The following is a 24,394-nucleotide window of genomic DNA, read 5'->3' on the forward strand; positions in this document are numbered from 1 at the left end:
TCCAACTGGAATGTGAGACAAAGAGTGATACATAAAATAGTTGTGACATGTCTTGTCGCAAATTGGTTTATTTCACAACGTTAGGGGGAGGAGAATGGATAAGCTGAATCCTTCGATGCGCATAAAAGTGAAGCGGGATACAGTGTATATACCCGATTCAGATGGAAGCGTGTATTTTCGCAATAACATCGGGACTTTCCGCATGAAGGGCGACATGATCGATCGGTGGGTAGATCAGTTATTTCCCATGTTTAATGGTGTGCATACGTTGGAGCAATTGACCGACGATTTGCCGGAAGAATATCAGCAACAAATTTTTCAAGTGGCCGGGACACTTTTAGAAAATGGATTCCTTCAAGATGTGAGCCTGGAGAAATCACATGAATTATCACCAGAGGTCATGTCGAGGTATGCCGCGCAGATTGAATATTTGGATCAGTTAGGCGGATCAGGAGGGTATCGGTTTCAAAAATATCGAACAGAAAAAGTATTGGTGATCGGGGCAGGCTCCTTTCTCCTTTCTGCCATCCATGCATTGCTGGAATCGGGATGCGTTCAATTCCATTACGCGATCACGAATGAGACTGCGACCAATCGTGAGCGGCTAGAGGCGATTATAGAACATTCGCGTAGGAAGGACCCACACGTGGACCTGGATGAACTCAAGCTGACGTTGTGGGAGGGAGCCGACTGGTCAGCGACCATCGAGCCTTTCACTGGTATTTTGTACACGTCAGCAAACGTAAACAAGGACGAAGTGAGTATGATCCAGCTCGCGTGCAGAGAGCGGGAGAAGGTGTTTGTTCCGGCGTTATTTGTCCAGCAAAAAGGAATGGTAGGGCCGCTGATTCATCCACAGTCAGAGGCGTGCTTTGAATCGGCTTTGCGTCGTTTACATCGGCAGGCTTTGTGTGCGGACCCCGAACAACATCCATATTCAATGACCGCAGCAGCCATGCTGGCGAACATCGCTGTTTTTGAATGGTTTAAATACGTTTCAGGTGTCAATGAAGCAGAGGAACCAAACAAAATTTATTTGTTAAATCTGGAGACGATGGAAGGAAGCTGGCAGTCCTACATGCCTCACCCCATGCAAAAAGAAGAGGTGGGCATAGAGGTATTGGATGAGAGAGAGCTTGAATTACGGATATCGAAAGAGACAGAACAGAAAGAAAGTCTATTGTCTCTGTTTCCGTCATGGACCTCCCCAGATACCGGGATTTTTCACAGCTGGGAAGAGGGGGAGCTTACGCAGCTACCACTGACACAGTGTAGGGTGACAGCAGTCGACCCTGTGGCAGATGGTCCTGCGGAGCTATTATCAACAGTTGTATGCGCAGGATATACCCATGACGAGGCGCGTAGAGAAGCAGGATTGGTTGGGGCAGAGATGTATGTGGGAAGAATGGTGGACCACCTAATCGCTCAAAATTCAGCTTATCAAGCCGATCTGGAGAGCAATATCGGAGTTGGAGCAGGAGAAACGGCAGCAGAAGGTTTATGCCGGGCGTTACAGCATTGTTTGACACTCACGTATGTGTCAGAAATGAAAGGACGACAACCAACGGCTAGACCTGTGCAGGTTGATTCGATTGTGGATGAACAGTCCCAGTTTTATGTACGGTCTTTCGCTACATTAGGTGAGAAACTGAGGGTTGCAAAAGGTCATGAGGTATGCGGATTTCCGGTGTATTGGGTGGAAACGCGCACGGGATGGTACGGGAGTATTGGCTTGTTAGAGCGAGAAGCATTGCGAAAAGCACTGATGTATGCCTTGCAACAGATTCAAACGCCAACCAATCAAGTGTCCAAGTATGTACTAACTGCGCAATCTGTCGGCTTGACGGGTGAAGCCATCGAACTTGCATGCAGTAGCGTTCAGGAAGAATTGGAAAAAGAGGTCTGGAAACAAGCTGTCGAGGTACTGGCTCTTCATCAACTTTCTCCTCGAATCATGAATGCCGCGATAGAGCCTTTCCTGGAAGAAGACCTTGGTGGCGTATTTGCCTTGCTGCTCTCGAGGAGGTGCTCCGATGAGTGCTGACATTCTTGTCATTGGAGACGGAATACTGGCAGAGTTGGTTTCAGAACATTTGAAGAACGACTATCGCGTCTGGAACAGTGAAGACATGGCGTCTGCGACAAGTGGAGCAGATTTGGCTCTCCTGTTGCACGATACGTATCATCCTGCTTTGCATGTACAGGCAGAAAAACATTTTCGCCAAACAAATACCCCATGGCTGCGCGGCTTTGTTTCATTCGGGGAGGCCATCGTAGGTCCGTTGGTTCATCCAGATCAAACAGGATGCTCCCAGTGTGCAGACATGCGGCGATTGATGGCGGGACGCGATCGCAAAGAGATGTGGAAGGTACAAAATATGCTGAGGGAGAAAGGCGGCATACCCCGTGATCCATGGTCATCTCGCTCGGGATTGTTACAAGTGGCATACCATGTCAGTGCGGAGGTTGAACGTATAGTTGAGGGTAGGCAAGCCCAGTTATCTGAGCATATCCAGTTTATTGATTTGCAAACATTGACCAGCACGCGCCACTTCTTCTTGCCCAATCCTGTATGTCCGGTATGCAGTCGGCTGCCTGAGGATTCTGAAGAGCGGGCAAGAATACGCTTGAAGCCTATTGTAAAGCATAGTCCAGACAGCTACCGGACAAAATCTATAGCCTCTTTGAAACAAGCTCTCTCCACCGAATATTTGGATTCCCGTACTGGGTTTTTGAATGGAAAAGTCCGAGATCTTGTCTCGGTGTTCGCAGATGTAAGTGTCAATCTGCCGTTATTTTCACATGACGAGGGTACGGCTGGCAGGTCTGTTTCATATGCGGATAGTGAGATAACGGCGATTTTGGAAGGAATGGAAAGATATTGCGGGCTTATGCCGCGTGGCAAGAAGACGATGGTGCGTGACTGCTATGCAAACCTTGCGCCGTATGCCCTTGATCCGACAACAGCGGGGACCCATTCAGAAGAGCAGTATGCTCTGCCAAATTTTCCGTTTCAGCCATTTGATCCGAAGCGAGAGATGAACTGGGTATGGGGTTATTCCTTTAAAGAAGAGCGACCCATTCTTGTACCTGAGCTCATGGCCTACTACAGTATGGGATTCGGGGAGGGTGTTGTATTTGAGACCTCCAATGGCTGTGCGTTAGGCGGTAGTTTGGAGGAGGCGATCTTCTACGGCATCCTCGAAGTGGTGGAGCGAGATGCTTTCTTGTTGACCTGGTATGCCCAATTGCCATTGCCGCGCCTTGATCCCGCTACGGTCAATGATCGGGAATTGCTTCTTCTCATTGATCGTATGCAGACTGTTACCAATTACGATTTGTACTTGTTCGATGCGACTATGGAAAATGGAATTCCCGCTGTATGGACGATTGCGAAAAACCGCGGAGCGGAAGGCCTGCACCTCGTTTGTGCAGCAGGTGCGCATCCAGACCCTATCCGCGCTGTGAAAAGCTCCATTTACGAAACGGCAGCCATGCTCATGACTTTGACAGACAAGTACGAAGCGAATCGAGACAAATACTTGCGTATGCTTCAAGATTCGTCCCTCGTGAAAAAGATGGACGATCATGCAATGCTTTACAGCTTGCCAGAAGCAGCGGAGCGCTTATCCTTTCTCATGGATGGTTCACGTCCGATGGTCTCTTTCGCTGAACGCTTTCCTGGAAAAAACCAAAATCATGATCTAACAGACGATTTGCGGGAGTTGCTCGGTGTATTCCAAAAGTTGGATCTCGATGTCATTGTGGTAGATCAAACGACACCAGAGGTAGGGCGCCATGGCTTATCTTGCGTGCGTGTATTGATTCCTGGCATGCTTCCGATGACTTTTGGCCAGCATCTTACGCGAATAACGGGATTGAAACGAGTATTGGAGGTCCCTGTGAAGCTGGGGTATGTGAAACAACCGCTGCGTGTAGACGAGTTGAATCCTTTTCCCCATCCGTTTCCATAACATGCATCTGGGAGTGAGCCGGATGAATCTCGAAAATTTCTTGTACCGCCTTCATTTTGATACAGAAAACGCCAGACCAAGTGATCTCGAAGTGGATTGGGGAGATGCGCCACTACCATACAAGCTGTACAGGGGGCAACCTGTCATTTCACTACCTGAAGATGTGTCTCTATCGCTCATAGATCAAACGGTTTCACAAGAGATGACTCTTCCACAATTGGGTGCATGGCTATGGTATAGCTACGGACTGATACAAATCAGCCAATCGTTGTTGGTAACCACGACTTCGGCAGATGCAGAATCTGAGTCGTTTTTGCCGCTTGTAATGAAGCGAAGGCCGGTTCCGTCTGGGGGAGGGCTCTATCCAAGTGAGCTGTACGTGTATTTGAAGCTGTCGAGTATTCCTCCAGGTATATACCACTACGATGTGGCTCATCACAGACTCGTACAATTGCGCGAAGGGAATTTTGATCACGTCCTTAACCGAGCACTTGGTGGCAGTTGTCCAGTACATGCATGCTTTGGAGTTGCGTTCGTCTCCATCTATTTTTGGAAGAACTTTTTTAAGTATGATGAGTTTTCCTATCGATTGCAGGGCCTCGATGCTGGTGTACTACTTGGACAATTGCAGGGAATGGCAAACCAGCTCGGTGTTACGACTGCGGTACACTACCAGTTCCTGGATAGAGCGATGAATACACTGCTAGGATTGTCTGCCGATCAAGAGAGTGTCTACGCGGTAGTCCCTTTATCACTCCAAACAGAAGAGGGGAGGCATTCGCACTCACCGGCACAATGGATAGAACGAGAAAAAGGGGTGCTGGCAAGCGAGCTAACCAGAGAACTACCTGAGCAAAAGCATGTGCAAGTGATACGCTCAAAAAGAATGAGACAATATCCTGCACTCCTGCAAATGAATGAAGCTGCTATGCAGGCATCTACCCATTCATTTCGACGATATTCGGATCAGGCGGAAAGCACACGGCCTCGTCGGTCCGATGAGCGAATCCTTCTCCCGCGTTTGCAGAAACCAAGTTATGATCTGGCGGAATATTGCAGGGAGCGTTTTTCACCGGAAATGGACTTTATCAGGAGGAAAACAGACCAGAATCAGGTAGCGCGTATCATGGAAATGACGATGAGTGCGCTATCGTATGGCAATGATTTGGGGGGAAATCAAGAAGCAGCGTGGAGAAGGCTTTCACTCTTTGTCAGCATTCATCAGGTAGAAGGGATGAAAGATGGGGCATACGCTTACGAACCACTGGAGCACGCTCTTTATCCAATCGTCAATGGAGATTTACGAGCACGTCTACAAGAGGGAATGACCCTGGACAACGTGAATCTGTATCAAGTGCCGCTCTGCTTTCATGTAGTAGGAAAACGTGATCATCTGATGAATCAACTAGGGTATAGAGGGTATCGCATCCAACAGATGGAGGCAGGAATTGTCGTGCATCACTTGCTTTTAGCAGCGTTCACGTGTGGAATGGGCGGTCATCCGTTACTCGGATATGACGTGGAAAATTGCGATGATCTTTACAACCTAGCGTCCGAAGAGAAAACCTGCTTGATTCAAATTCCGGTCGGGCACTATCGCCCCCGCGCCAGATTTCAAACTGGACTTCATGGATAAAAAAGTGGAAGACCCGAGTCGCGACGACCCGGGTCTTGTCCTGGAAGTAAGGAGGGTATCGAGCTTATCTCGTTGTAAGGTAAGTGTCTCTATCCACCTTCAACCATCGAACGGTCATTCCACGATCAGCAGCAACAGTCAGCGACAGGCCTACATTGGGAGTTGCTCCCGGACTTTTTCGATGGGGAAATGTACAGATGCGACTTCTAATCGCCAATCATTGGAGCGCATAAAACTTCCTGGAGGGTATTCAAAGACGCATTCTGATTGCAGAGTGAAACCGAGCTTACGGCAAATGGCATTGGAGGCAGGGTTGTCCACAGAGGGATAGGCATGAATAAACTTGTGTCTTCGTTCTTGTTTGATGCGGGTAATCAGTAAAGCTAAAGCTGCAGAGGCGATTCCTTTCCCTTGAAAGGGTGGGAGGACGCTCCAGCCTACTTCGTATACGTTTTCTCCTTGCCAGATGCGGTCCCAATAGCCGATGCTTCCGACGGGAGTGTGATCTGGAAGCAGTACGATGCTGAACATCTTGCTCGTTTGCTGTCCGTCCTTATTGACGTATCGTTCGTGCCGAGCAAGGAGCTGTTCCTCCGTCTCCGGTCCTCCGAGCTGCTCCATCATGACTGGTGCATTCAAAAGGCGTAGCAAAGAAAGATCGTCATCCGCCCAGGGTTGAATACGGACAAGCTCAGTGTTTAGCGGTGTGGACATTCTCTCACTCCTTATCAACTAGATGGAAAATCATGCTATAATGGTGGTGCCCGAGTGATTCTTATTATCGGAGTATGGAAAGAGTAGCTGAGGTGTAGGAATAGACCCTTTCTGAAAAACATCTGGAGTGTAAATCCAACGTAAATATCGCCACGGACAATATAGGAAAGAGAAAGGGGTACTTGTTCCATGAATGAAAAAAGCATTCATACACAACGGCTCAAATTGATTCCATTTACACATAGAATAGCAACGAATATTTTGCAAGAAAATTACGAAGAGTTATTGGATATGGGGCTTACATTAGGCAAAGGCTGGCCAGATGAGGATGCGATGGAAACGATCCCCAAAATCATCCAAGCACTCGAACGCACAGGGGGACCGACAGGATTTGAATCGTGGATGATCCTTACAAAAGAAGACATGAAGATCATCGGGGATGTAGGATTCAAAGGAGTCCCGAATGCGCAGGGAGAAGTGGACATCGGCTATGGAATTATTGAAGCCGAGCGAAAAAAAGGCTACGCGTATGAGGCAGCAGAAGGTTTAGCGAATTGGGCGTTATTGCAGCCAGATGTGAAAAAGATTACGGCGAAATGCCTGCTAGATAACATAGATTCCGCAAAATTATTAGTCAAAATGGGCTTTACAGAAATAAAGAGGGACGACACGATGATTTACTGGTCTAGGCAGAAAGAATAGTACGCTAGAAGAGTTTCACACGAAAAAAGGACGAACACATGGCCGTCCTTTTTTTCATGGAGAACATCAGTTGCTAGAATTTTCTATGGGAACGTAGTAGATATGTTTCGTACCGTCTTTATACATTACCTCGAGTACACCTGATTGAAGGGACGGGCCCTTTGCTTTTACTTTTTTCTTTGTGGAAAACTCCCCAGACTTCGAGTCGACTCGCAACGTAATAATCGAATTGAACACCTGAAGCGATGCGCGTTTGATTTCTCTATTCGAGACTTTCCCTGTCACACTGAGTTCGTAATACGATTTAGGGAGCACACTTGATTCAGCCTGGAGCTCAATTTCATCTGGATTGAGGGCAAGCCTTGGAAGAAATTTCGTCTGCATCTTTACGATTTCCTCTTTGCGTTCTTTATCTTCAGGTCCAACGAGGATGTGTACGTAAGAGTTTAACTGAAAATAGTCTGGCGTTAGATCGCTCGGCAGTTCGTCTGTTCGGAAATATTCATCTTGCTCAATCGTTCTCCCGGGCTTTACGTTTTTTTCCTTGATGTCCGGGGTACAGGCAGGTTCGTCTTCAGGGTAGGGAAGCTCCCAAGAGTCTCCAGAGGCAAACGCTTCTAGCCGATTTGTTACACCATAGCAATGACCAGTCGTGTATGTGATGGGTTTCCGCGAAGTATTCGTGACAATGGTATTTACGTGGTACATTGGTGAGTCGTATTTTGGATTGTCGGTTTCGGTAACGGTCACTTGAAACCGAAGTCCCTCTTTCTTGAATGGTTTGTCAATGAAAAACATGCCGGTTGCTTTTGCTTGGGCCGCGTTTACATTCACGGCGCCAGCCGTCATAACCAGTAAAAGACATACGAGTGAATGGATAATCTTGCGAAACACACAGTTCACCTCCTCACGATTCGTTTTTGAAAAATGTGCATGGAGGCACCTTTTTAATATTCCATATATTACCTCCCTTTGCAATGTTTTTTGTTCCAGAATATTTTAAATAAAAACTTTCAAAGGAAAGGTAACCCCAGGCTCCCTTCTTTCGTATTGAAAGGAAGGAAAAGATGATCGCTTTTCATTGAACTATGCAACGCGTGTCTCTATACTGGAGAGATAAGCATTGGTAAATAATTGTGAGGGATAGCATGCAGAACTGGATGACCCAAATTATTGAACAATATAGTTACTTCGGTATCTTACTGATGATGGCACTGGAAAACATCTTTCCACCCATACCTTCAGAGGTGATCTTGACGTTCGGTGGCTTTATGACGACGCAATCCTCCTTAACGGTTTTTGGTGTAATCTTGTCAGCTACAATCGGTTCGGTGATCGGGGCAATCATTCTCTATGGAATCGGTTATTATCTGGACGTCAAAAAAATAGAGAAGATCGTAGAGCGATGGGGATATCTTCTGCGCATTAAAACGGCAGATATCCATAAGGCGAATAAATGGTTTGATCGATACGGGTACTGGACGGTCTTTTTTTGCCGCATGGTCCCATTAATCAGAAGCCTGATTTCCATTCCAGCTGGTATGACCAAAATGAATTTCCCGCTGTTCTTGTTGTTTACAACACTTGGTACGTTTATTTGGAACATCATCCTCGTGATGGCTGGTCACTTATTGGGGGAGTCATGGGAAGACATTCTGTACTACTTCGATCTCTATTCCAATGTCGTTTATGTTGTACTCGCCTTTGCGGGGATCGTGTTTCTCATCTTATTCCTCCGCAAACGAAAAGTGGACGCCTAAAACCGAAAAACCATCTTTCCTTCGAGGGAAGGTGGTTTTTCCATATGGAAACCAAGAGGTAAACATATTGCAAAAAGTCGTAATTTTCTTGCAAATACAAAACGCAGTAATTGCGTTAAGGTGTAGGGAGGGGGGAGTAGGTGACATGGGCACCGCCCTCATTCTTGAGGCTGGGAGAGATGCAACTTGATCGATTTGCTACTCGTAAACGGCGTAGTCATTACCATGGACAAAGACCGTAGGGTACTACAGGACGGGGCAATCGCCATTGACAAAGGAAGAATTTTGGAGGTAGGCGACACTCCACTTCTAAAAGACAAGTATCCCGCGCAAAAGGTAGTCGACTGCACACATCATTGTATACTACCAGGCTTCATTGACGCACATGGTCATGGCGGACATTCCTTGTTCAAAACGATTGCAACGGACAATATCAACGACTGGATGCCAATCATGACCAATACTTACAAGCACTACGTGACAGACGATTTCTGGTACTACGAAGGAAAGCTGTCAGCACTGGAGCGGCTTAAAGCCGGGATTACGACAGGTGTTAGCGTCTTAGGCTCCATGCCTCGCTCAGATGATCCGATCTTTGCCTTGAATCACGCCAAAGCGTACAACGAGGTTGGTGTCCGCGAAATCGTAGCGACAGGTCCATGCAACCCACCGTGGCCGCATCCCTTTAGCCGCTGGGTCGATGGACAAAAAGTGACGAAGGAAGTCACCTATGAGCAGGTTCTCGCTGGAGCAGAAGCAGTGATCGAAGCCCTGAATCACGCGAATAACGATAAAACCAGAGCATACATAACGCCATTTGTCATCGTGACCTCTGTCAATCCGTCCTATCCGACACCAGCTGACCAATTGTTTGGCTTAACCGATTTCGACCGGTACCAAGCACGGAAAATCAGGGAGATTGCGAAAAGGTACGACACGCGCATCCACTCCGATGCTTTTGGAGGCATGATTCACCTCGCGATCCAAGATAAAGAGTACGCGCTGCTTGGTCCAGACGTACACTTGCAGCATTGTCGGGGGATTTCGTTTGACGAGGCGAAAATTTTGGCCGAAACAGGAACGAATGTGAGCGCTTCTCCTGGTTTTGGTCAAATCAACGCAAGGACCCCGATTACGGAATTGCTGGAGATGGGAGCGACTGTTGCAATCACGACAGACGGTACTTCACCGATGACTCCTTTTGACATGTTTCAGGCCATGCGCAGAATGCAGCTGCTGCAACAAGCTGCGCTACGTGATTACTATTACCTCCCGCCGGGCAAGCTGCTGGAAATGGTAACAATTGATGCGGCGCGCTGTGTCGGCTGGGATGACGAGCTGGGGTCTCTTGAGGCTGGTAAAAAAGCGGACGTCATTACCGTAAATATGCATCAGGCCCACTTGAATCCAGAGAACATGCACGTCCATCGTGTCGTCTATCAGGCAGTCGGTGGAGATGTGAACCACGTCATTGTCGACGGTGAGCTGATTATGGACGAGCGCCGTGTTTTGACTGTGGATGAAAAGCAAATCCTCAAGGAAGCGAATGAAGAGGCGAATCGCACAATCGAGCGGGCAGGCCTGGAAATCTACATGCAGCCAAGCAAGTATTTCTGGGGGCATGCGCGAGCTTATTTGGATGAGAGAAGGTTTGATCCGACGAAGCTCGGATATTGATAAGTAAAGTGCGTGGTTTGTCAATAGGGTAAGTAGTTGAATGAGGTCTAATTCTCGTATTCATAGAAGCGATACTGGGTGTACTCTCAGTAACGCTTCTTCCAGTTTTACTCAGGAATAGACCAGGGTTTGTGAGGCCTTGTGGAGAAGTGGTATTTTGAACGGTAAGATGAAAAACTCCAGCGTCTATTATAAGTTTTCGGAAGGCGCCTCTCCCGAACAAATCGAAGCATTAAAGAAAAATAACATCGACTTTCTTATAAAACCAGACAGTTCCATATGGGTCAACCGATCGGATGAAATGGACGTAGTGCAATGCTGCACCTAAAGTGTCGCCCTTGCATTGAATAGGAGAAGGTGCCCGCCGCCTTCCCTTTTTTTATCGGATTATAGTTGACAAAAACGATAGGATTAATCATTATTTATTTATTCATAATCCCCATCGACTAAGTTGGAATAAAAAGAGGTGCATTCATGTATCTGACTATTGATAATGTTACGAAACATTTTGTGAATGAGCAGAAACAAAAAGTAAAGGTGCTGGATGATATCAATCTGGAAGTGGAAAAGGGCAGCTTCGTTTCCATTGTCGGCCCCTCTGGCTGTGGAAAATCGACGCTGCTCTACTTGATAGCGGGATTGGATCAACCGGACAACGGTGACATCCACGTTGCTGGCAATAAAGTGAATAAGCCCGGACCTGACAGAGTTGTCGTTTTTCAAGAAGCAGGATTATTTCCATGGCTGACCGTTTTGGAAAATGTTACATACGGGCTCAAGTTGAAGAAAATGTCAGCAGCGAAAGCCAACGAAAAGGCGCTGGAAGTGCTCAAGATGGTCCATTTAAGCAAGTATGTTCATTCCTATCCCCATCAGCTCTCAGGCGGGATGAAGCAACGCGTAGCCATCGCTCGGGCACTTGTCATGGAACCCGACATTTTGCTGATGGATGAACCGTTCTCGGCGCTGGATGAACAGACGCGGATGGTTCTTCATAAGGAGCTGCTTGAGATTTGGCGGAAGACCAAGGTCACGATTTTTTTCGTCACCCATAATATCCGGGAGGCCGTTTTACTTGCGGAGAGAATCGTCGTTTTTGCCACACGCCCGGGAAAAATCAAGGAAATCATTGCGGTTCCTGCCATGCGCGATGGGGTCATGCCGGACAGTGTGACAGTAAGCACCGAGCAGAAGGTGCTGTCGATTCTGCAAGAAGAGATAGAAAAGGTGCTGAAGGAGGAAATGGGCAATGACTACAGCTTTAAGACGGGTTATCTTCATCGCTATGATAGCGGCGATATGGGAAGTCACATCTAAATTATCGGGGCTGCCATCGTTCATGTTTCCCAGCTTGACCCAGGTTTTCGATACACTCGTAAATGGCTTGATAAGCGGGCAAATTACCGCCGCGATTGGAAAAAGCATGGGACGAATCCTGTTGGGCTTTCTCATTGCTATTATCATCGGACTGATATTGGGTTACTTCATTTGGAGGTACAAACTCGTAGAAGATACGCTTGGCTTTGTCGTGACTGCGCTTCAATCTATCCCAAGCATTGTCTGGTTCCCGCTTGCGATAATATGGTTTGGCTTAAATGACTTCTCTATTTTGTTCATCGTGACGATTGGGGCGACCTGGACGATGACGGTCAACGCGACCAGCGGTTTCAAAAATGTCCCGCCGCTATATCAACGGGTAGCCAAGACTTATGGTTCGACTGGCTTTCACTTCGTTCGAACGGTCATTCTTCCTGCATCCGTACCACAGATCATCTCTGGGCTTCGGATCGCTTGGGCGTTTTCGTGGCGGGCACTCATGGCTGGTGAGTTGCTCGGGGGTGGCGGTGGTCTTGGGCAATTACTCGAGATGGGCCGTTCACTTGGACAAATGGATTTGGTGATATCTGTCATGATCATTATTGCGATCATCGGGACCATCGTCGATAATGTTGTCTTTTCACGGATCGAACGCAACGTTCAGATGAAGTGGGGAGTCCATTCATAAAAGAAAAATGGCTAAGGAGTGTGTTGTCACATGCTAAAAAAAGTGTTCAGTACCGTGGTTGCGTCCCTATTATTGATGGGGATTGCTAGCGGGTGCTCTACAGGCGGAGCCGAATCCTCTGAGAAGGAAGTCAAGATCGGATATTTCCCAAATCTGACCCATAGCGCAACGATCATTGCATTGGAGAAAGGCTATTTCAAGGAAGCTTTCGGTGCGGATGTAAAGATTCAAACGAAAACGGTCGCCAATGGCGGATTGTTTATGGAAGCAATGGCAACAAAGGCGATTGACGTAGGGACAGTCGGACCTGGACCGTTGTTGAACTTTTATGTCAAGCATCCCGGGTATCGTTTGATTTCAGGTGCGGTCAATGGCGGAGCTGTGCTCGTCATGAATGGTTCAACCAATATTACGGAACTAAAGGATTTAAAAGGCAAAAGAATCACGATTCCGGTAATCGGCAGCACACAGGATGTCATGCTCAGAAAAGCACTGAATGAGGTTGGCCTGAAACCGACGACGAATGGTGGAGATGTGGAACTGTATGCGGCGGCTCCGGCAGATACGGCAGCCTTATTCGTACAAAAATCCGTTGACGGTGCAGCAACGCAAGAGCCGTGGGGATATGTCCTGGAAAATCAGGCTGGGGGAAAATTGCTTTTGGACTGGGATCAATTCGCTTGGGGGAAAGAATCAACCAATACCGTGGTAGCAGCCAGCGATGAATTTTTGAAACGAGAAGGATTGGCAACCGCCTACCTGCAAGCACATAAAAAGGCAGTTAAATTCATTCAGGAAAATCCCGAAGAAAGCCAAGACTTGATCATCAAGCATTTGAAAAATCTGACTGGCAAAGAGTTGAGCAAAAAAGAAGTGCAGGCAGCCTTTTCCCGTTTGGAAGTTACAACAGCGGTTAATGAAAAGGTCATTCAAGAAATGGCAGATATCAGCAAGGAAGCCGGATATATTTCCAGTAATAAAATCGATGGCTTGATCGATTTGAAGTATTTGGAAGAGGCGAAATAAATCGGGTGAGAAGACGGAATATTCAGCAGGAGGAAAGAGGGGTGGAAAGGAATTAGATGGGAAAGGAGGTCGTGCCACGATGAGACCACATGAACAAGGAAATAATCAACCGATCGACACCTCATTAGAGACACAGATTCATACTGATTTCCAAAAGGAGATGACGTACGGCGATTATTTACAGCTCGATCAAATCTTATCGAGTCAACAGCTTCAATCTACCCATCATGATGAAATGCTATTTATTATCATTCATCAGGTGAGTGAGCTATGGATGAAACAAATTTTGCACGAACTGTCAGCAGCAAATGAATGCATTTGCAATCATGATCTGGAGTCTGCTTTCAAAATGTTCGCGCGAGTCTCGCGTATCCAGCAGCAATTGATTAAATCGTGGGATGTCCTTTCTACATTGACGCCAGCTGACTACCTCCAGTTCCGTGACAAGCTGGGTCATTCGTCAGGATTTCAATCCTATCAAAACCGACTGATCGAATTTACGCTAGGATATAAGAACCAGCATGTCCTTGCGGTGTATGCGCATCAACCAGAGCTTCACGCCCAGATGAGTGTGGCCTTGCAGCAGCCTAGCATTTATGATGCGGCGATCAGGGAGATGGCTGTTCGGGGCTTGCCGATTGATCCGGAATGCTTGAATCGCGATTGGTCGCAACCATATCAACCAAATCAGAGTGTAGAGCAAGCCTGGCTGACCGTGTATCGAAATGTGAACCAGTATTGGGATTTGTACGAGTTGGCAGAAAAGCTGGTGGATATCGCAAGTCAGCAACAGCAATGGCGCTTTAACCATATGACGACAGTCGAACGTATCATAGGCCAAAAGACGGGAACGGGTGGGTCATCAGGCGTCATGTACTTACGCAGAGCGCTCGATCACCGTTTTTTCCCGGAGCTTTGGAGCTTGCGGACACAGTTGTAATAAACTCTTCAAAAAACAGCGAGAAAAGCGTCTTGGGGACCCAGGGCGCTTTTTGGCATGTAGTACTCAATTCACATCTTTTCACATATCTTTCCTAATAATGGGTACAAATACCCTTCTTTTCCTGACAAACATATGTTTTCATTTTTTATAGTATACCTTATTTTTCAAGTACAACCAGAAATGGAGTGGGCATTTGGATGGAAACAATGAAGCCACCTATGGAAGTGTTATATGCGAAACAGCTGAATGCACTGCGATCCCAGGATACAGGGACAAAACCTCCCAATTGGCTGATGTCGCCCAGAGCTGTGCGCGACTTTATTTTAGGAACGGATGAACCCCTCTCTTATGAGGGCGAAAGTATACCGATTACGAAGAAGTTCTATGGAGACGATGTACTTATTGAGCGTGCAATCGTCACGTTGGCAGGCAATCGCGGCTTAATGCTTGTCGGAGAACCTGGAACGGCAAAAACGATGCTCTCTGAGCTGCTGTCTGCGGCTATCTCTGGTACGAGCACGAATACGATCCAAGGCACCGCGGGAACGACAGAGGATATGATCAAATACTCCTGGAACTACGCGATGCTGCTGGACAAAGGTCCTTCGTTGCAAGCGCTGGTTCCTTCTCCTTTATACACCGGAATGAGCAAGGGAATCATTACCCGTTTTGAGGAGATTACCCGTTGTCCGTTTGAGGTTCAAGACGTGTTGATTAGTATTTTGAGTGACAAGGTGATGAACATTCCCGAGCTGTCAGACGGCATCCTGTTTGCCAAGCCCGGTTTTAATATCATTGCAACAGCAAACTTGCGGGACAAAGGCGTCAATGAAATGAGTAGCGCCCTCAAACGCCGTTTTAACTTCGAGACAATCGCACCGATTAATCATGTGAAAATGGAAGCCCAAATTATCGAATCCCAAGCAAAAGTGATTCTGGAGCAAAGTGGCGTAAACATCGAAATTGATCGCGATGTGGTTGAGATATTGGCGACTACCTTCATGGAACTGCGGATGGGCGAGACCAAGGAAGGATTCAAAATCGATTCCCCTCAATCCGTGATGAGCACAGCCGAAGCCGTATCCGTCTATGTCCAAAGTGCAATGACGTCCCATTACTATGATGGCAGGTCAATTTCCATGGATCGACTGGTACAGAACATGCTGGGAGCCGTCGTCAAGGAAAACCAAAAGGACGCAAATATCCTGAAAACCTACTTTACCAAAGTGGTCAAAGAACGGGCAAAGGAAGAGGGTCTATGGGGAACGTATTACAACGAGAAGAAATGGATCAAATAAAGGATCAGGACCGCTTCATAAAATCATTCGTCGAAGAAGAGGTCTACAACCTCAGCAAACAGGTCGTCTATTTCCCGGTTCGTCATCATAGTCCTGCATGCGCGTTTCATTTGAAAAAAACGATCGAAGAGTATCAACCGGAAATCATTTTGATTGAAGGCCCGGACCATAGCAATCATATCATTCCGATCTTAACGGATGAACGGACGAAGCCTCCTGTGAGCATTTATTATGCCTACGCCTCAGGGGAGCAAAAATACGTCTGTTACTTTCCGTTTCTTCTGTATTCGCCGGAATATGTGGCCTTGGTCGAAGCAAAACGCCGGCAGATTCCCGCTGCTTTCATTGATCTAAGCTACGGAAGCCGCCTGGAGAGCTTGGAAGACGGCCATGATTTGAAAAAGAAGAATGAAAAACTGTCCTATCACGATGAGCGCATGCTGGCAGGCTCGGAGTTTATTCAGCGATTGTGCCAGACGATGAAATGTCGAAACTTCGATGAGCTGTGGGAAAAGGTTTTTGAAATTGATGGGATTCGGAAACAGACGAAGGATTTCGTCAAGGATGTCTTTGCCTACTGCTACCTGTCACGCAAATGCTATGATGACGCTACTTTGGAAGCGGAAGGCGATTTGATTCGCGAGGCTCACATGCGTCAGAAAATTGCAGAGGCAAAGAAAAAGCATGCGAGAATTCTCGTGGTAACCGGGGGCTTTCATACATACGGACTCATCGAGGAACGCAAGACTTCCTACAAGATACAAAAGGTGCAGGAAGAAAAAATATATCCGATGGTGTACACGTACCAGGAAGCAGATCAGTTGAATGGGTACGCAAGCGGGATGCCGTACGTCCATTATTACGAGAGTGTGTGGAAGGCACTCGAGAAGAAGGAGCCTGCTCCCTTCTCGAACAGCGCGTTAACGTACCTTCCGCAACTGCTAAAAAAACTGCGTGGCAAGGGAGAAACGACGTCTACAGCGGATGCGATCGAAGCATATAGCCTCATGAACGGCTTGGCTGTCATGCGGGAAAAGGCTGAGGGCGGTGCCTATGAGTTGCTCGATTCCGTTCTCTCTGCTTTTACAAAAGGCGAGCGCTCGATAGCAACCTCTCAGCCGATCGAGACATTGCGAGAGCTGTTGACCGGAGACGGAATCGGTGAAGTGGCTCCTAATTCACTGGATGTACCCATCGTTCGCGATTGTAAAGACAGATGTAAATCGTTAAAGCTCGCGATCACGACGACAGCCCGCAATCAAAAGGTGCTAGAGCTGTATGCCAAGAAGTCGCATCGTGAAGCCAGCCAGTTTTTTCACTGCATGCAGTTCTTGGGCACAGAATTTTGCACCAAAGAAGCCGGACCTGACTGGATGAACAACCGAAATGTCAATCTCGTCCGAGAGACATGGCGCTACAGCTATTCCTCCTTCGTAGAAGCCCGTCTGATCGAGAGCTCGGTCTACGGTGGGACGGTGAAGGAGGCAGCTGCCCATAAGCTAGCCGATATGGTAAAAGAACTGCCGCAGCACCAGAGCTATGAGCTGGCAAAATGGCTTTTGATGGCGGTCGTTATGGGGTTGGAAGAGCTGTCGCAAAGGCTCTTTGAATCTGTAGTAGAGTCCGTTAGGCAGGATGGACATTTTCTCTCGCTATGCAAGACATTAAAGACACTCACCATTCTTTTGGAGCAAAAACGGTTGTTCGGTCTTAGCGAAACAGAACGGTTGGAGAACTTGGTGGAAGAAGTATATTACCAGGCTGTGACCAAAATCGTCGAGCAGGGAAACCCGAACCCCAATGAACTAGATGAGTTGGCCGATCAGCTCAAATTCCTCTACATGCTGAGTGAGAAGAGACAGGCGGATGATTCCCGAGAGATTTTCAGTGATCAACTGCGGGAATTGCTGCGTAACGACAAGCTCCCCGCGAAACTGGAGGGGGTAGTGGTCGCGATCTTGTGCAATCTCGAAGTGATCGACCGCGCAGAAATCTCCAAACGTGCCCGTGCCTATATGTTCGGCTCGCCTGAGCAAATGCTGCATACCGCCGCGTATTTACATGGCGTTTTTATCGTGGCTCGTGACTATCTCTTTCATCAAGAAGAAATCCTGCGCGATTTGCATCAGATGATAACATCCTTGGCTTACGACGACTTTTTGCAGGTAGTGCCTGAACTGCGATTGGCGTTTACATATTTTAGCCCAATGGAAATTAGTATGCTCTCGGAAAAAGTGGCAGCTCTCTTCCAAACGACGGTGGAACAAGTCACGAATCCAGTCATCGATGAGCGTACCTTGCGTGATGCCCGCATGCTCGATCAAGCGATCAAGGAGGAGTTTGCCAAATGGAACCTGATTTGAGCCGCGAAGCCTTGAACCGCTGGCGGTTGTTATTGGGCTCGCATGCCGAGGAATCATTGGAAGGCAGCGGGGTCTATCAATCATCCGAGTTTTCCTATCAGGAATTGGACTCGATTCTTGAATTTTTATACAACCGTGAATACGGAGAAGAGCAGGGTTATCGAAAAGAAGGCGGCCGAGGAGAATCGGCATTGACGGTTCCCTCTTGGTTGAACAAAATCCGCAAGCTGTTTCCCAAGAAGACGGTAGAAATCCTCGAGCGGCAAGCTCTGGATCGCTATAACATGACAGAGCTGTTGACTGACAAAAAAGTGTTGGAAAGCATGGAGCCCAACATGACCCTCTTAAAAAACATCCTCCAATTTAAAGGTAGGATGAAAGGAGAGGTCGTAAAAAGTGCAAAGGAAATTGTACGCAAGGTCGTAGACGATATACGGCGTCAGCTTGAAAATGAAGTGCAGACCAGCATCGTCGGCAAGCGCAATCGCCACAAACGCGGTTATACGAAGTCGATGAAAAATCTGGATGTCCATAAAACGATTCGTAAAAATTTGAAGAACTACGATCGCAAAAAAAGCCGTTTTATCATCGAAGAGCTGTATTTCCACAGCAATATCCAGCATCACAACAAATGGAACATCGTCATTGTTGTGGATGAGAGCGGCAGTATGATGGACTCTGTGATTTACAGCTCCGTTATGGCAAGTATTTTTTACAAGCTCGCTGCCTTGAAGACGAATTTGGTTATTTTTGATACGAAGGTCGTTGATTTGAGCGATAGACTGGATGATCCGGTCGATGTGCTGATGAGTGTGCAGCTTGGTGGGGGGACTCATATTGCACAGGCGCTCAAATACGGAAGAACACTGCTTGAAAATCCATCGAAGACGATATTTATCCTCGTCAGCGATTTGGAGGAAGGCTACCCGATCAAGGAAATGTATCGCCAAAGCAAGGAGATTATCGACGCAGGCTGCAAGTTTTTAGTGTTGACGGCTTTGGATTTCAATGGCAACGCTACGTACAACCAGCATGCTGCCAGGGTATTGAGCGATATGGGAGCAAACGTTGCCGCGATCACGCCTGATGAGCTCGCGCAGTGGATTGGTAAAGTGATCAAATAGAGAGAAGGAGGAGTAAGGAATGGTATTACGAAAGACAGATCTGAATCCGGTTACGAAGAAATTTGTGGAGGAGTTTATTAGTGCAAGTGATCGAAACAAGCATTTGTACGATCAAATCGCTGATTACGTTGCAGGTGACACAGACGAATGCCCGGCAATCGCAGAGGACCCGCGGTTTTACAGCTATACGGTTCGATCCGAATTTGACAAGCTGAAAAAACGCGGCGAGGAGCTGGCCTTCTATCGAGCAGCTGTGCTGATCTACAAGGCTAGCAACCGTTTTTACGAGAAGAAAAATGTGATGGATGAGTGCTTCCTAGATCAGATCGAACTTCAGGGGATGAAGGACATCAGTGATGCTGATATCCGAGCAAAAGATCAGAAAGCATTAGAGGCCATGAGAAAAACGGTCGAGCATTTCGGTCATACGTTGTTTGCCGAATTTTTGTCAAAAGCTGCGGAGGATTATCGCGCAAGTATCAGCCGTGATTACTCCTCGACATTTGATCGGGCCGAATTTTTGCTATTCATTTCGTATGCGTACTCGATTTCTCCGAGCTTATTGGAAGAAGCAAAAGAAAAGCTGATGCCGATCTATTATCACCTGATTACAGGTGATACGCGCGAATATATAAAAGAGCTGCATACGATTGCCAAAGAAGTCGTGACCATGCAGTTTTCGAGCAACAATTTACTGACCAACGAGTCGTTGTACCCTTCGTATGTCAAAGAGAAAAAAGCTGCATTGCGAGAAAAGTATTATCCAGAAGAGCAGGTGAAGGAAGGCTCCCTTTTGAATCAGAAGCATTTGAATCGGTATATGGAGCTGGTCATCAGCTTGCTGTATTACCGCATTCACGTCAAAGGCGGGATCAGTGCGTTCCTGAACAAGGAAGAGGAAATCGATCGGGAGCTGCACGATACTTTGCAAATCCTTTTCGGCGTGTGCCCGCTTGATATCCTGTCCCAAGATAAGAGACTGGTTGACCTCGTGCACATGGATGAGCCTTACGATTTACTGCTGGGCCTGCGCGAGCATTTGCTATCCCCGCCGACCAATTGGGAACAAGTGAAGCAACTTGTGTTGGAAGACGTAACGAGATCAAGACGAGCGCTTGAGCTTGCTTCGATCCCGATGGTCAAGGGATTCTTACACAAAACGCTGGCGGCAGAAGGCGTGGATCTTTCCGATTTCCAGCCATCGTTGGAAGGGATTATTCAGGACGCGCTGCGACGTGCGAAGGGCTCCACAAAACTGGCAAGCTATTTGGATGAAAAAGCTGCCCTAGAGGATGTGCTCGAGCATGTGCATCTGGAGGACGTACAACTCGTCAGACAGCAGATGATCCTCCTGAGCTTCTTGCCTGTGGATCATCCGTTTATTGCACGTCTGATTCCGTTCATGTGCCAATACAAAGACAAGTCCAATCGCAGAGTAGGCCATATGTGCTTCACTCATGCGTTCCAGGATCGATTGACCGCCTTCATCGATCATTACCGGAAGGACGAAGCTGTAGATATCCAGACACTTTTCTATCAGATTTTGTCGATCAAGGAGTCGCACTATTATTACACAGACGTCAAAGAAGAGGTGTATCGTTCGTTGGTCGTAGCGAATCCGGAAATGACTCTGGCTCAATTTGACAAGCTGGAAACGGAGCTTCGCGTGTTTGTGACGCAAACTCTATTAGCGGCAAAGGAGACGCTATCAGAGGAATTGCGCAACCAAGCGATTCTGCTCGGGTTGGGTGACAGCTCGAAGAAAGTGAGCGGCCTCGCTGGTGCAGCGTTTCTTCAGGCCAAGGACAAGGAGCTTTATTTGCACGTCTATCAAACCGAGAAAAAAGCAAAGGTCAAGGAAATGGCGCTGGATGCGATTCGCTCCCTGGACAATAACAAGGAGATTTTCCAGGAGCTACTGACAAATGAAAAAAGCAGCAAATTTAAAACGCTGCTGCAAACATTTATCGACGCTGAGGAGCAGGGGCCAGATGCGAGCTTGACTCATTTGGGCAACCTGACCGACAAGCGAAAACTCACAAGGATCAAATGGATGCCACTGGAGCGCATGCCAGTCCTTCGCGACCAAGACGGCAACGAGCTGGGGCAAGAAGTCATGGAGTACATGCTAACCGCCTCAATCGATTTCCCGGCTGCGCCAAACCAGCTGGTGCTTGACTTGAAACCGTCTCTGCAAGGGGCATCTGTTGCTGACTTTACCACCGAAGTTTTGCGCACTTGGCTCGATAATGGAGCAGTCGCCAAAGAAAAATGGGTCATGCCGCTCTGCGTTGCTTTTGGAGATCGACGTATTGTCGATACGATTGGTCAGTGGATCAAAGAGTGGACAGATCACTCCCGCGGGGCTTTGGCTGCAGATGGCGTGCGTGCCCTGTCGTTCTCGAATGATTTGACTGCTCTGCGTCTAATCGACCAGATTAAACGTACGATCAAAAACAGGCAAGTCAAATCTGCAGCAGAAGAGGCGCTGTCCATGGCGGCTGCGAATCAGAACATTTCCGCGATGGAACTGGAAGACCGACTGGTCACGACGCTTGGCTTCGATGCGTCCGGCAAGCAAGTGTTTGACTACGGCGACCGCACCTTCACGGTTAAAGTTAGCAACGAGCTAGAGCTGGAGGTCACGAACGACAGCACGGGAAAAGCGGTCAAAAATCTGCCTGCACCGTCCGCGAAAGACGATCAGGAGAAGGCAGAACAAGCGCGATTGACTTTTGCTCAGTTGAAAAAAGACCTGAAAAATATGGTGAAAGTACAATCTCTTCGTCTGGAGGAGTCCCTGTCCAAATCGCGTTATTGGTCAACGGCAGCATGGAAACGTCTCTTTGTGGAGAACGTGTTGATGCAAAAATTCGCAATCGGGCTCATCTGGGGTGTATACGAGGACGGAAAGCTCGTAGATACGTTCCGCTATATGGATGATGGGACATTTAACACCGTGGATGAGGATGAATATGAGTTGGCAGATGAGCAGCTCATTGGCTTGATTCACCCACTGGAGCTGGACGAAGAGATGTTAAACGGCTGGCGTACGCAGCTAGAAGATTACGAAATAACGCAACCGTTCGAGCAGTTAAGTCGTGAAGCGTTCCTGCCTACGGAAGAAGAAATAAAAGCAAATGAAATGCTCCGTCTGCCTGTTGAATCGTATTCACCAACCGCTTTTGCGAAAATGATGGAGAAATTCGGCTGGGTCAAAGGAACGCCGCTCGATGCTGGTTATTATTATGAGTTCTACAAGCTGTATGACGGTATGGTGGCTGAGTTGAAGATCAGCGGGGCAAGCATTTCGTATTGGGAAGGAATGGAGGATGTGAAGCTGGAGACATTGGCTTTCTTCCCGAATAAAGATGCCGAGTACAAGCATTTTTACTTCAAACCAGTGGATCGGCTGAAGCTCACGGATATTCCAACACGCATTTTCAGCGAAACCGTCTATGATGTCATGCGTGCAGCAGGAAAATAACGATGGCAGATTTCACATCAGAATTTCATCGGTTTATCGCGCTGTGCAACGAAGAGTATCTAATCAAATACGCGAATAAAGGGATTTACAACCGTTCCATCAAGGAAATGGAAAAAGGGATGTCCGTTTCCTACGAGTTCGGAGACGATTACGTCGAGTGTGCGCTGTCAGATGACAGCGTATGCCGACTTCATGCAGATATTGAGCGTTTTTCCTGCTCATGTCCATCTGACAAGATATGCAAGCATGTCATCATCTCCATCGTCTACTATGCCCAAAACCATTTGCAAGCAGGAGCAGAGACCGAGGAAGAGCAGGAGACCTACAAGCCTGACTTTAGCTGGCTCTTGCAATTGCAGCCGTCTCACATTAGTAAGGCTTTTACCCCAGCGCAGTTGGAAGAAGTGCTGTTTCGCCTCGACTATTTCGAGGAGATGGAAGTCGTTGAAACATCCTTTTTAACGATGACATTGCACACCCAAGATATTTCCGTATCTTTTGACAGTGAATCGGAGATCGGGAAGAGCATGTGCACCTGCAAGGCAAAAGGCAATTGCTTGCACAAGCTGGAGGTCATTTTGCGCTATCGGGCCATGCACCAGCTGCAGGATCGTGAGCAGTTACAAGCATCCGTAACCGATGTCAGCTATGAAACGGATGTCGTAACGGAAGCCAAAGCCCTGATCGCAGAGATTCTTGGCATCGGCTTGGCAAAGCTATCCCAGACGATTTGTACACGACTGGAGCTGCTTGCTATCGCTGCGCATAACGGCAATCTTCCTCGTGTGGAAAAGGACATTCGCGGCATTCATGGGGAGTTGAACTTATTTTTTCAGCGCCATGTCAAGTTTTCGACGGAAGCGCTGCTCGACCGACTTTCCCGGGTGTATCTCAGCTTGCTCGCTCTAGAGAAGACCGATCACACCGAAGCGAAAAAGCAGCTACTCGGCAGCTTCAAAAGTAAGTACCATATGGTTCCGCAGTTAAGTCTGTATGCTTTGGGAGCAAATCCATGGGAGACGCGGTCAGGGTACAAGGGGATTACGTATTACTTTTACTCGCTTTCTGATCAACGCATCTACACGTATACAGAAGCGCGCCCCGTGTATTATGAAGGCATATCCTTTTCCTTTAAGGACAGCTATAAAGGCAAGGTACCCTGGGGCGGGTTGATCTCGATGGAGGAGCTCTCTCATTCACAGGTCATCCTGACACAGGCGAAGACGAATCGGGAGCAGCGCTTGTCTTCCAGTGAAGAGACGCAGCTAACCATCGTTCCCAGAGACAATATCGAAGAGCTCGATCTCGGCAAGGTGCTCGTTTGCGACTGGTCAAATGGATGGAAGGACGCGGCAGGCGATATGTTTGAGACTGCGTTGGACTCGGTTTTTCTATTGAAAGCGAACAAGTTCACCCAAGTCGATTTTGATCAGAAGACGCAGCAGTTGATTCTGACAATCGAAGACGAGCAAAGTCATTCTCTCCAATTGAGCATCTCTTATCAAGGCGAATTCGCCCGCAATATACGTCATCTCGAACAAAACAAACGGCTGCTAGAGTTGCGCGATGTGTATTTACTTGTGCAAGAACTAGGAGATGGGCTTTACCCGATCAGCATCATGCAGGGAAAATCGCTGACGAGCTTTAAGTTAGACCTATAACGGTGAGGGAGTGGACGTAAAATC

The 24,394-nt window shown here is 47.6% G+C and carries 17 protein-coding genes; 15 read left to right on the forward strand and 2 right to left on the reverse strand.

The window, feature by feature from the left end; all coding sequences use genetic code 11:
* The first annotated feature begins 94 nt into the window (after positions 1-94).
* Genes BBR47_RS13735 through BBR47_RS13745 form a run of 3 tightly spaced genes read left to right on the forward strand, consistent with a single transcriptional unit; the run spans position 95 to position 5,610 of the window.
* Positions 95-2,044: a putative thiazole-containing bacteriocin maturation protein gene (locus BBR47_RS13735; RefSeq protein WP_015890999.1), complete on the forward strand. Its 1,950-nt coding sequence runs from the start codon at positions 95-97 to the stop codon at positions 2,042-2,044.
* Positions 2,034-3,974 (forward strand): TOMM precursor leader peptide-binding protein, encoded by a 1,941-nt coding sequence (locus BBR47_RS13740; RefSeq protein ID WP_015891000.1) that lies wholly within the window; start codon positions 2,034-2,036, stop codon positions 3,972-3,974. The genes BBR47_RS13735 and BBR47_RS13740 overlap by 11 nt, the downstream gene beginning before the upstream one ends.
* 22 nt (positions 3,975-3,996) lie before the next feature.
* Positions 3,997-5,610 carry a SagB family peptide dehydrogenase gene (locus tag BBR47_RS13745; protein ID WP_015891001.1) on the forward strand — a complete coding sequence of 538 codons (1,614 nt, stop codon included), beginning with the start codon at positions 3,997-3,999 and terminating at the stop codon, positions 5,608-5,610.
* 150 nt (positions 5,611-5,760) lie between these two features.
* On the opposite strand, the gene BBR47_RS13750 is transcribed toward BBR47_RS13745, so the two are convergent.
* Positions 5,761-6,324, reverse strand: coding sequence for a GNAT family N-acetyltransferase (locus BBR47_RS13750; protein WP_015891002.1), 564 nt, complete (start codon positions 6,322-6,324; stop codon positions 5,761-5,763).
* Between the two features lie 189 nt (positions 6,325-6,513).
* On the opposite strand from BBR47_RS13750, the gene BBR47_RS13755 reads away from it, so the two are divergent.
* The gene (locus BBR47_RS13755; RefSeq protein ID WP_015891003.1) at positions 6,514-7,026 is read left to right on the forward strand and encodes a GNAT family N-acetyltransferase; all 513 of its coding nucleotides are present in this window, start codon (positions 6,514-6,516) and stop codon (positions 7,024-7,026) included.
* 66 nt (positions 7,027-7,092) lie between these two features.
* Here the strand turns inward: BBR47_RS13755 and BBR47_RS13760 are convergent, their stop codons facing one another.
* A complete protein-coding gene (locus BBR47_RS13760) occupies positions 7,093-7,920 on the reverse strand; it encodes a hypothetical protein (protein WP_015891004.1) in 828 nt (275 codons plus the stop codon).
* A 254-nt stretch (positions 7,921-8,174) separates the two neighbouring features.
* Here BBR47_RS13760 and BBR47_RS13765 point away from each other — a divergent pair, with 254 nt between their 5' ends.
* The 11 genes from BBR47_RS13765 to BBR47_RS13815 all read left to right on the forward strand — a co-directional run bounded on the left by BBR47_RS13765 (position 8,175) and on the right by BBR47_RS13815 (position 24,370).
* On the forward strand, positions 8,175-8,786 hold the full coding sequence (locus BBR47_RS13765; RefSeq protein ID WP_015891005.1) for a DedA family protein: 612 nt from the start codon (positions 8,175-8,177) through the stop codon (positions 8,784-8,786).
* Between the two features lie 186 nt (positions 8,787-8,972).
* The gene (locus BBR47_RS13770) at positions 8,973-10,463 is read left to right on the forward strand and encodes an amidohydrolase family protein (protein WP_015891006.1); all 1,491 of its coding nucleotides are present in this window, start codon (positions 8,973-8,975) and stop codon (positions 10,461-10,463) included.
* A 474-nt stretch (positions 10,464-10,937) separates the two neighbouring features.
* Positions 10,938-11,780 (forward strand): ABC transporter ATP-binding protein, encoded by an 843-nt coding sequence (locus BBR47_RS13775; protein ID WP_015891007.1) that lies wholly within the window; start codon positions 10,938-10,940, stop codon positions 11,778-11,780.
* Entirely contained in the window at positions 11,713-12,468 is a 756-nt protein-coding gene (locus BBR47_RS13780; RefSeq protein WP_015891008.1) for an ABC transporter permease, read from the forward strand. Before BBR47_RS13775 ends, BBR47_RS13780 begins: the two co-directional genes overlap by 68 nt.
* A 30-nt stretch (positions 12,469-12,498) precedes the next feature.
* Positions 12,499-13,494: an aliphatic sulfonate ABC transporter substrate-binding protein gene (locus tag BBR47_RS13785; protein WP_015891009.1), complete on the forward strand. Its 996-nt coding sequence runs from the start codon at positions 12,499-12,501 to the stop codon at positions 13,492-13,494.
* A gap of 79 nt (positions 13,495-13,573) precedes the next feature.
* On the forward strand, positions 13,574-14,434 hold the full coding sequence (gene kynA, locus BBR47_RS13790; RefSeq protein WP_015891010.1) for a tryptophan 2,3-dioxygenase: 861 nt from the start codon (positions 13,574-13,576) through the stop codon (positions 14,432-14,434).
* A gap of 200 nt (positions 14,435-14,634) precedes the next feature.
* On the forward strand, positions 14,635-15,735 hold the full coding sequence (locus BBR47_RS13795) for an ATP-binding protein (RefSeq protein ID WP_172801856.1): 1,101 nt from the start codon (positions 14,635-14,637) through the stop codon (positions 15,733-15,735).
* Positions 15,696-18,098, forward strand: coding sequence for a DUF5682 family protein (locus BBR47_RS13800; protein ID WP_015891012.1), 2,403 nt, complete (start codon positions 15,696-15,698; stop codon positions 18,096-18,098). Before BBR47_RS13795 ends, BBR47_RS13800 begins: the two co-directional genes overlap by 40 nt.
* Complete coding sequence (locus tag BBR47_RS13805; protein WP_015891013.1) at positions 18,083-19,222, forward strand: VWA domain-containing protein; 1,140 nt, start codon at positions 18,083-18,085, stop codon at positions 19,220-19,222. The genes BBR47_RS13800 and BBR47_RS13805 overlap by 16 nt, the downstream gene beginning before the upstream one ends.
* A gap of 19 nt (positions 19,223-19,241) precedes the next feature.
* Positions 19,242-22,709 (forward strand): DUF4132 domain-containing protein, encoded by a 3,468-nt coding sequence (locus BBR47_RS13810; RefSeq protein ID WP_015891014.1) that lies wholly within the window; start codon positions 19,242-19,244, stop codon positions 22,707-22,709.
* A 2-nt stretch (positions 22,710-22,711) separates the two neighbouring features.
* On the forward strand, positions 22,712-24,370 hold the full coding sequence (locus BBR47_RS13815; protein WP_015891015.1) for a hypothetical protein: 1,659 nt from the start codon (positions 22,712-22,714) through the stop codon (positions 24,368-24,370).
* Positions 24,371-24,394 lie beyond the last annotated feature (24 nt).

This window comes from Brevibacillus brevis NBRC 100599, assembly GCF_000010165.1.
Taxonomy (GTDB): Bacteria; Bacillota; Bacilli; order Brevibacillales; family Brevibacillaceae; genus Brevibacillus; species Brevibacillus brevis_D.

Coding starts and splice junctions, on each gene's coding strand:
- BBR47_RS13735 (WP_015890999.1), top strand. CDS start 95: ATGGATAAGCTGAATCCTTCGATGCGCATAAAAGTGAAGCGGGATACA.
- BBR47_RS13740 (WP_015891000.1), top strand. CDS start 2,034: ATGAGTGCTGACATTCTTGTCATTGGAGACGGAATACTGGCAGAGTTG.
- BBR47_RS13745 (WP_015891001.1), top strand. CDS start 3,997: ATGAATCTCGAAAATTTCTTGTACCGCCTTCATTTTGATACAGAAAAC.
- BBR47_RS13750 (WP_015891002.1), bottom strand. CDS start 6,324: ATGTCCACACCGCTAAACACTGAGCTTGTCCGTATTCAACCCTGGGCG.
- BBR47_RS13755 (WP_015891003.1), top strand. CDS start 6,514: ATGAATGAAAAAAGCATTCATACACAACGGCTCAAATTGATTCCATTT.
- BBR47_RS13765 (WP_015891005.1), top strand. CDS start 8,175: ATGCAGAACTGGATGACCCAAATTATTGAACAATATAGTTACTTCGGT.
- BBR47_RS13775 (WP_015891007.1), top strand. CDS start 10,938: ATGTATCTGACTATTGATAATGTTACGAAACATTTTGTGAATGAGCAG.
- BBR47_RS13780 (WP_015891008.1), top strand. CDS start 11,713: ATGACTACAGCTTTAAGACGGGTTATCTTCATCGCTATGATAGCGGCG.
- BBR47_RS13785 (WP_015891009.1), top strand. CDS start 12,499: ATGCTAAAAAAAGTGTTCAGTACCGTGGTTGCGTCCCTATTATTGATG.
- kynA (WP_015891010.1), top strand. CDS start 13,574: ATGAGACCACATGAACAAGGAAATAATCAACCGATCGACACCTCATTA.
- BBR47_RS13795 (WP_172801856.1), top strand. CDS start 14,635: ATGGAAACAATGAAGCCACCTATGGAAGTGTTATATGCGAAACAGCTG.
- BBR47_RS13800 (WP_015891012.1), top strand. CDS start 15,696: ATGGGGAACGTATTACAACGAGAAGAAATGGATCAAATAAAGGATCAG.
- BBR47_RS13805 (WP_015891013.1), top strand. CDS start 18,083: ATGGAACCTGATTTGAGCCGCGAAGCCTTGAACCGCTGGCGGTTGTTA.
- BBR47_RS13810 (WP_015891014.1), top strand. CDS start 19,242: ATGGTATTACGAAAGACAGATCTGAATCCGGTTACGAAGAAATTTGTG.
- BBR47_RS13815 (WP_015891015.1), top strand. CDS start 22,712: ATGGCAGATTTCACATCAGAATTTCATCGGTTTATCGCGCTGTGCAAC.